This window comes from Candidatus Woesearchaeota archaeon (assembly GCA_026394965.1).
Classification (GTDB): Archaea; Nanobdellota; Nanobdellia; order Woesearchaeales; family 0-14-0-80-44-23; genus JAPLZQ01.
The window spans coordinates 1-7387 of sequence record JAPLZQ010000015.1 but is presented as its reverse complement, the minus strand read 5'-3'; the positions used below and the strand labels follow the sequence as shown (position 1 = coordinate 7387).

The window sequence follows — 7387 nt, the reverse complement described above, 5'->3', positions numbered from 1 at the left end:
CCATTCTCCTGATGTTTGAGCCGCTTTTTCCTATGGCGCGCCCTATTTCGTTTTCCTGAACCACAAAAACAAGAAGCGAGTTCTTGTCTATGAAGCAGTCCTTGAGCTTTGTCCCTGTGACGCTCTCAAAGAAGTTCATGTACTTCATCAGCTCCATATTGTAAATGATTTTTGACATTTTTGGCTTCTGTTAAAAAAAAATTAAAATTATTCACCTATTTTGGTACTGCCACAACAGAAATCAGGAACTGCCTCTTGCATATTGTGCCAAGCTCATCGTTTGGCACTTCCAGCTTCTCAACAGGGCAGTTGAATATCTGCGCGTGGCTGCTAATGTCATTTTCTATCCTTCTTGCAGGGTTGGCTGCGAGGAATATCTTCTTCGCCTTTCCAAGCCTAAGCATTCTCATTACTTCCTTTGCACCGATTATGAGCTTTTCCTCTTTAACTGCCTTCTTTATCTCTTGAATCGGATCTTCTGCATCTGCCATTTTGAATCCTCCAAAATATTCTCTTCTTTATTATATTCCCCTTTTTTGGAATCCGTGAATTTAAAATCCGGGCAAAAGCAAATGGCTTTTACTCTGAGTTTTTAAAGTTTGTCAAAAGCTTCGGGAGCCCTGTTCCAAGCGGAACCGGCTGGTTTATCATGACATTCTCTATTACAGAGTTCAGCTCATCCTCTGTTCCGAGCATGCTTGCTGTCATGAGATGCTTGATTGGAGTCTCAAATGAGGCTCTTGCAAGAACGCTTGACTTGTCCTTTATCACTCCGTATCTTGTTATCCCCTTCAGTTTTCCTGAAGCGCACATTGTGTCTGCCACAAGCTTTATGTGCCTTATGTCAACATTAAGCCCCTGGGATTTCATGACTTCCATTGTCTCGTTTATGACAGACTGCCTTGCAGCCTCAATCCCGAGAACCCTTTCAACTTCAAATATGTCGTTTGTGAATGTCCTTTCCTTGTCTACAAATGGAAGCTCAAGGACTTTCTCAAAGTTTGTTCCGGCTGTCTTGATGATGAACTCATCCTGCTTCTTGACAGCGAGCGTATAGTACACTCCTTTTATTCCGCACACAAAAGTGCCCTTTATCCTGTCTTTCAGCTTGTAAAGCTCGTTCATGTTCGAGGATTCCTCATTTTTTGATTTTATGCTGATGGTGTAATCATCGCCTGATTTTTCATCCCTGCCTTTTATGCTCAAGCCCTTAATACCCGCTTTTATGGAATCCTTGACTTTCTCAACATCAATTCCCGCCTCATCAAGGGACTGCTTCCTGAGCTTTATGTTGACTGAGCCCTCTGAAATGTTCATTGAGAATTCTGATGCAAAATCAGAAAGCTTGCTCTCCCTTATCTGAAGGGCGATCTTTCGTATGTCCTTTCCCTCTGAATAGGGCTTGTTCAGGTAAATCTCCATCATGGGAGTTTTTATCTTGTCCCTTGCATCCAGGATTTCTATAATCCTCGGAAGCCCTGTTGTGACATTCATCTCCTCCACTCCTGCAAAGTGGAATGTGTTAAGGGTCATCTGTGTTCCCGGCTCTCCAATTGACTCTGCGCTCACCAATCCAACTGCCTCTCCCGGCTCAACCATGGCGTTTTTGTATTCCAGGGATGCCTCATCAAGGATTTTCCTTAACTTTCCCTCTGAAATGCCCTCGGAAACGCTGTTTTTAATCTCTTCAAGCACCATTCCGGGCAGTTTGTCCCTGTATTCATCAAGTATTTTTTTCATTTCAAGCCACCGTCTTTAATTTGATTCAACTATCTTTTTTATGTCAATCTTTCCGCCCACTGACTTTGAGACATCAATGCTGTCTTCTCCGTATTTGAACTGGATAATCCTGTTGTTGGAGTCCCTCACTGTGTTGTCGTATGCAACCTTTAAGTCCTGCATTGCATTTGCAAGCCTTCTGTAAAGGTATCCTGACTTGGGAGTTCTGAGCGCGGTATCCATCAGCGAGTCCCTTCCTGTCACTCCCATGAAAAAGAACTCCTGGGGCGAAAGCCCTTCCTTGAATCCGTGCTTTACGAATCCGTGCGCTTCTCCTGTAAGGTCATTTCTCTTGTATGATGAAAGGGTTCTTCCCTCATATCCTGAATCAATTCTTCCCCCTCTGAGTGACTGCTGCCCGACGCACGCTGACATCTGGGCCATGTTGAGGAAGTTTCCTCTTGCTCCGGACCTTATCATAAGCATTGTGTCGCTCTCCTTTTCAGACGCCTCAAGGACAATTTTTCCTATTTCGTTTCTTGCCTTGTTGAGAATCTCTGAAATCTTCCTTTCAAGCGTCTCGGCAATAGTGATTCCGGGGTTTGCAACAAGAGCGCCCTGCCTGTAGCTCTGTATGAGAACGTCAACATCGGCATTTGCCTTGTCAAGTATTTTCTTTACCTCCGCCTTGACATTGGAAGACAGGTCAACATCTGAGATTATGCTTGAAAGCCCGTTTACATTAAGGGAAAGAACTCCAAGCTTGAATATCTTCTCAAGAATCTTGATTGCCTCTTCGCCGTATTTCTTCCTGAGCTCCCCAAGGAGCAGCCCTGACTCCTCTCCAAGGTTGTTCTTGTCCATTACTCCGCAGACAAGATTCCCGTCCTTAATCATGACATATCCCTCATCCCTGCATTTCTCCTTCATGCACTTTTCATGGTGCTTGCAAAGCCTTGATGTCCCCTCAAAGCTGAAGTCAGCAGGAAGAACCTGGCTGAAAATCTCCTTTCCAGTAACTTCTGATTTTCTCGGAAGCCTTGAAAAGTCCTCGACTCCTGACGAGAACAGGAGCTCTATTGCCCTCTCCCGGGAAATCTTCATCCTCTTTGTAAGGAGATAATTTCCTGAGATTGCATCCTGGACGCATCCGATTACAGAAAGCCCGTATCTCGGGCTTATCATCTGGGTTTTTACTTCCATCAGGATTTCTGCCTCAGCCCTTGCCTCCTCTGTCTGGGGAATGTGCAGGTTCATTTCATCTCCGTCAAAATCTGCGTTGTATGGATGGCATACAGCAGGGTTAAGCCTGAAGGTCTGGTATGGAAGCACCCTTATCCTGTGGCACATCATGCTCATCCTGTGAAGGGATGGCTGCCTGTTGAAGATTGCAAGGTCGCCGTCCATCAGATGCCTTTCAACAATGTATCCTGGCTGAATCTCCTCAAGAAGCTCCTCTTTTGTCTCATCTGTTATCTTCTTCTTTTTTCCATCCGGCCTTAGAATGTAGTTTGCACCGAGCTTTGCGCTGGGTCCGCTCTGGACAAATTTTTTCAGGTATTCCATGTTCCAGGTGGTAACCCTTTCAGGAATAGTGAGCTTCATTGCTATTGACTCAGGCACTCCAACCTCGTCGAGGTCAAGGCTTGGGTCAGGGCTTATCACAGTTCTTGCGGAGAAGTTTGTCCTCTTTCCTGCAAGATTGTGCCTCAAGCGCCCCTCCTTGCTCTTAATCCTGTCTGTCAATGTCTTCAACGGCTGCCCGCTCCTGTGCCTTGCAGGCGGAAGCTGCGCTATATTATTGTCAAAGAATGTTGTTATATGATACTGAAGGAGGTCCCAAAGGTCCTCAACTATGATTTCAGGCGCGCCCGCGTTGATATTTTCGTAAAGGCGCTGGTTAATCCTTACAATATCCCCAAGCTTGTGGGTCAAGTCATCCTCGCTTCTCTCTCCTGACTCAAGGGTAATGCTGGGCCTCATTGTTACAGGAGGAATAGGGAAAAGCGTTAGAACCATCCATTCCGGCCTTGCATATGCCGGGTTGAATCCGATAAGCTCGCAGTCATCATCTGTTATCTTTTCAAGCCTGATTCTTATCTCAATCGGGGAGATTCTCTTCTCGTCCTCAATGAATGTTGTCGGCTTCTCTATGATTATCTTCATCTGCTTGGCTTTGCAGTGGGGGCACTTGCTGTTCTTCTTTGTTGCAGAAAGAACCTCTGCAATTACCTTTCTTGCCCCGTCAGTGTCAGAAAGATCCTGCATTTTTTTGAGCCTTGCCTTGAAATACGCGATTTTCTTTGGCTCAAGAAGAAGCCTTCCGCAGCTCCTGCATGTTGTCTTAAGACTTGTGTAAACCGGCTTTATGTAAGTGATATGAAGAACAGGCCTTGCAAGCTCTATGTATCCAAAATGCCCTGTGCACTCCTTCAGGCTTGAGCCGCAGGTTTTGCACCTGAGCCCGGGGTCAATGACTCCCATCCGGGTGTCCATGAGTCCGCCGTCAACAGGATATCCCTCTTTGTCGTAAAGCTCAGGAGTCACTATCTTAACTGCGGACATCTTCTTTATTGTCTTTGGGCTCTGCATCCCGAAAACAATCTTGTCTACCTTCTTGTAAAAATAACCTGCGTTGAATTCGTTCTCTTCCATCTTGATTCCTCTTAACAGCTGATTTCTTAACTTATTCTGAAATTAATTTATTCTGCAATTATCAAAGCAATCTGCATTCTCATTCATACTTGCTCTTCAGCACAAGCCTTGGATAGATGCAGAATGATTTCATCTCATCGAGGAGAAGCTTGAAAGCGTAGCTCATCTCAATGTCTGTTATTGTGCTTTCCTCTCCGCATACAGGGCAGAATGATTTCTTCCTGTACCTGTCTGCGATTGCTATAAGCCCGCACTTCTCGCACACAGGGACTACTGTCCTGTCTGAGTCAAATCTCTCCTTGAGGAGGAGGGAAGTTCCATGAGCCACAAAGCAGTCCTTTTCCATCTCTCCGAGCCTTAATCCGCCTTCCTTGGCTCTTCCTTCTGTCGGCTGCCTTGTGAGGAGCTGTATTGGCCCTCTGGCTCTTGCATGGATTTTATTTGCAACCATGTGCTTGAGCTTGAGATAATACATTTCTCCGATGAATATCCTTGCCTCGAAGATTTCCCCTGTCTCTCCGTTGTATAATGTTTCTGTCCCGTTCTCCCTGAATCCAAAGGCTGTAAGGGCGCTTCTAAGCTGCTCCTCCGGCTCTGAGTCAAATGTTGTCCCGTCAATGAATCTTCCTGACAGTGCCCCGACCTTTCCGCCGACTGCCTCAATCAGGTGCCCGATTGTCATTCTTGAAGGTATTCCGTGAGGGGAAAAAAGCAGGTCAGGAACTATTCCCGATGCTGAAAAGGGCATGTCTGTTGAGTTTACAATAAGCCCGACAACTCCCTTCTGCCCGTGCCTTGAGGTGAATTTGTCTCCGATTTCCGGGATTCTCTGGTCCCTTATGTTCACCTGCATGAATTTGTTCCCTTCCATATTCTCTGTTATAAGGACAAAATCAACAATTCCCTCTTCGCCGTGCTTCACAGAAACTGAGCTTTCTCTTCTCTCGCTTGCTGATATGTTGAACTGCTCAAGGCTTGAAAGGAATCTTGGAGGGCTTGTCTTTCCGATGAGAACATCGTCTTCCTTTACCTTTATTTCTGTCGAGATTATCCCGTCCTCCTCAAGATACTTGTAGGCGTCCTCTGACTTGTATCCCTTGACTTCCTTGTCGGGAACGCATATGTCGTCAGTAAGCCCTCCCGGATACCTTATCTCCTCTGCTGCAGCTGGCCTGAAGTATGTGCTCCTTCCAAAGCCCCTGTCAAGAGAGCCCTTGTTGATTACGACTGAATCCTCCATGTTGTATCCCTTGAAGCTCATCATTGCAACAACAATGTTCTGCCCAGCAGGGTGCTTCTCATAGTGGGAAAGCTCTGTCATCATGGTCTGAACAATCGGAATCTGCGGATAGTGCAGGATGTTTGTGTCCATGTCCATCCTCAGGGGAAAGTTTGTTGCGTACATCCCGAGCGCCTGCTTCTGGTTCTTTGAGCCTGCATTAAGCCTTGCGCTCTGGTCATGGTTTGCATACGGCACAAGAGATGTGCACAGGCTTACGATTGTCATTGGCATGATTTCAAGATGGGTGTGCTCTGGAGTCAAATCCTTCTCAAAGAATGCCACAAGAGAATTTTCCTCTTCAGCAGCGTCAAGGTATTCTATAACGCCCTGCTTTATCATGTCTTCCCAGGAAAGCTCATTGTTCTGAAGCTTCTTAACATGCTCGGAAGTAAGAAGGCTCTTTCCGTTCTTGACAATAATAAGGGGCCTTCTTAACCTTCCCCTGAATGTCTCAATATGAACATCCCTTGTCTTGTCATCGTAGAACACATTAATTTCAGAAGAAAGGATTGATTCCCTTCTCTTTTGAATTACCTGTGCTGCGAAATCCTTTGGCTTCTCGGCGTAGCCGATGAATTTTCCGTTTAAGTAAACTTCTCCCATTTTATCATTACCTTTCCCTATTTTTTTGAATTATTGAGCGTTAAAGCAATTAAAAAAATTTGAACAGTTAAAAAATCACTTGGGCTGCTTCATGCCTATATCCTTCAGGACTTTTATGACATCCTGCTCGGGAATGCTCTGGGACACGCTTGCAAGGAGCGAAAGATTCTTCTTCAGCCCGATGTTTGTTCCTTCAGGCGTCTCTATCGGGCAGAGCCTTCCGAGGTGAGTTGCATGAAGCTCTCTTGCCTTGAAATTCTCCTGGGTTGCGCTGAGCGGGCTGACCACCCTCTGCAGATGCGACATTGTCTCAAGGAAATTCAGGCGCTGGATTCTCTGGCTTATTCCCTTCCTTCCGCCCACCCATGTTCCTGTAGCCATGCTGGAATAAATCCTCTGGGTGAGGAGCTTGTCCCTGATTACAACCCTTAGGGACGGGAACTTCCCCCTCTTGACTATCCTCTGGAAATTGTATAGCATGTCTTTTATCAGCATGTTGAAGTTTACCCTGAACAAATCAGCGAGAAGGTCTCCGCTCATCTTAAGGCGCTTGTTGGAGTAGTGGTCCTTGTCATCTGAATGCGCCTCTCCTGTGCTGATTTCCTCAAACCGCTTTATCATCTTGCACAGATTGTATGCCTTGGCGAGCCTGTCCTGCTTTGATGTCCCGAGGTGGGGCAAAAGGAATTTGTCAATTATTGACTGCATTCTCTCCAGCCTGACCTCCCTTGGCTGTGTTATCCCTGTCTTCTTGGCAAGGAAATCAACAGCATCCTCAGCATTGTTTATCTCGGCAAACTCGTAAAGGTTTACAAGAACCTCGTCATAGTTTGTGTCTGAGCTGATTGAGCTCATTATCTCCTGGTCCTTTGTAAGCCCAAGAGCCTTTATCACAAGAACAACAGGAACCCTTCTCACCCTTGTAAATGTCAGGTAGAATATTCCGTCCTTCATCTTCTCAATTGTGTGCGGAATCTTGAATGCGCCGCTCTCTGAGAAGAGCTTTCCCACAAACCTGCTTGGCCCTACATCATTCTCAGTCACAAGGAACCTGTTCGCGGCAAGATCCTCAACCTTCACAAGAACCTTTTCGCTTCCGTTTATTATGAAATACCCGCCGGGGTCGTC

At 46.0% G+C, this 7387-nt stretch carries 5 protein-coding genes; all 5 read right to left on the bottom strand.

All coding sequences use genetic code 11. The features are described from left to right. Positions 1–215: 215 nt before the first annotated feature. Positions 216–491 carry a ribosomal L7Ae/L30e/S12e/Gadd45 family protein gene (locus NTV63_00675; GenBank protein ID MCX6709457.1) on the bottom strand — a complete coding sequence of 92 codons (276 nt, stop codon included), beginning with the start codon at positions 489–491 and terminating at the stop codon, positions 216–218. An 88-nt stretch (positions 492–579) separates the two neighbouring features. Beyond that, the gene (locus tag NTV63_00670; protein ID MCX6709456.1) at positions 580–1740 is read right to left on the bottom strand and encodes a DNA-directed RNA polymerase subunit A''; all 1161 of its coding nucleotides are present in this window, start codon (positions 1738–1740) and stop codon (positions 580–582) included. Between the two features lie 15 nt (positions 1741–1755). Then, positions 1756–4374 (bottom strand): DNA-directed RNA polymerase subunit A', encoded by a 2619-nt coding sequence (locus NTV63_00665; protein ID MCX6709455.1) that lies wholly within the window; start codon positions 4372–4374, stop codon positions 1756–1758. Between the two features lie 79 nt (positions 4375–4453). Next, positions 4454–6259: a DNA-directed RNA polymerase subunit B gene (gene rpoB / locus NTV63_00660; GenBank protein ID MCX6709454.1), complete on the bottom strand. Its 1806-nt coding sequence runs from the start codon at positions 6257–6259 to the stop codon at positions 4454–4456. A 75-nt stretch (positions 6260–6334) separates the two neighbouring features. Beyond that, positions 6335–7387 (bottom strand): DNA-directed RNA polymerase subunit B'' (locus tag NTV63_00655; protein ID MCX6709453.1); only part of this gene is annotated, 1053 nt, incomplete at its 5' end.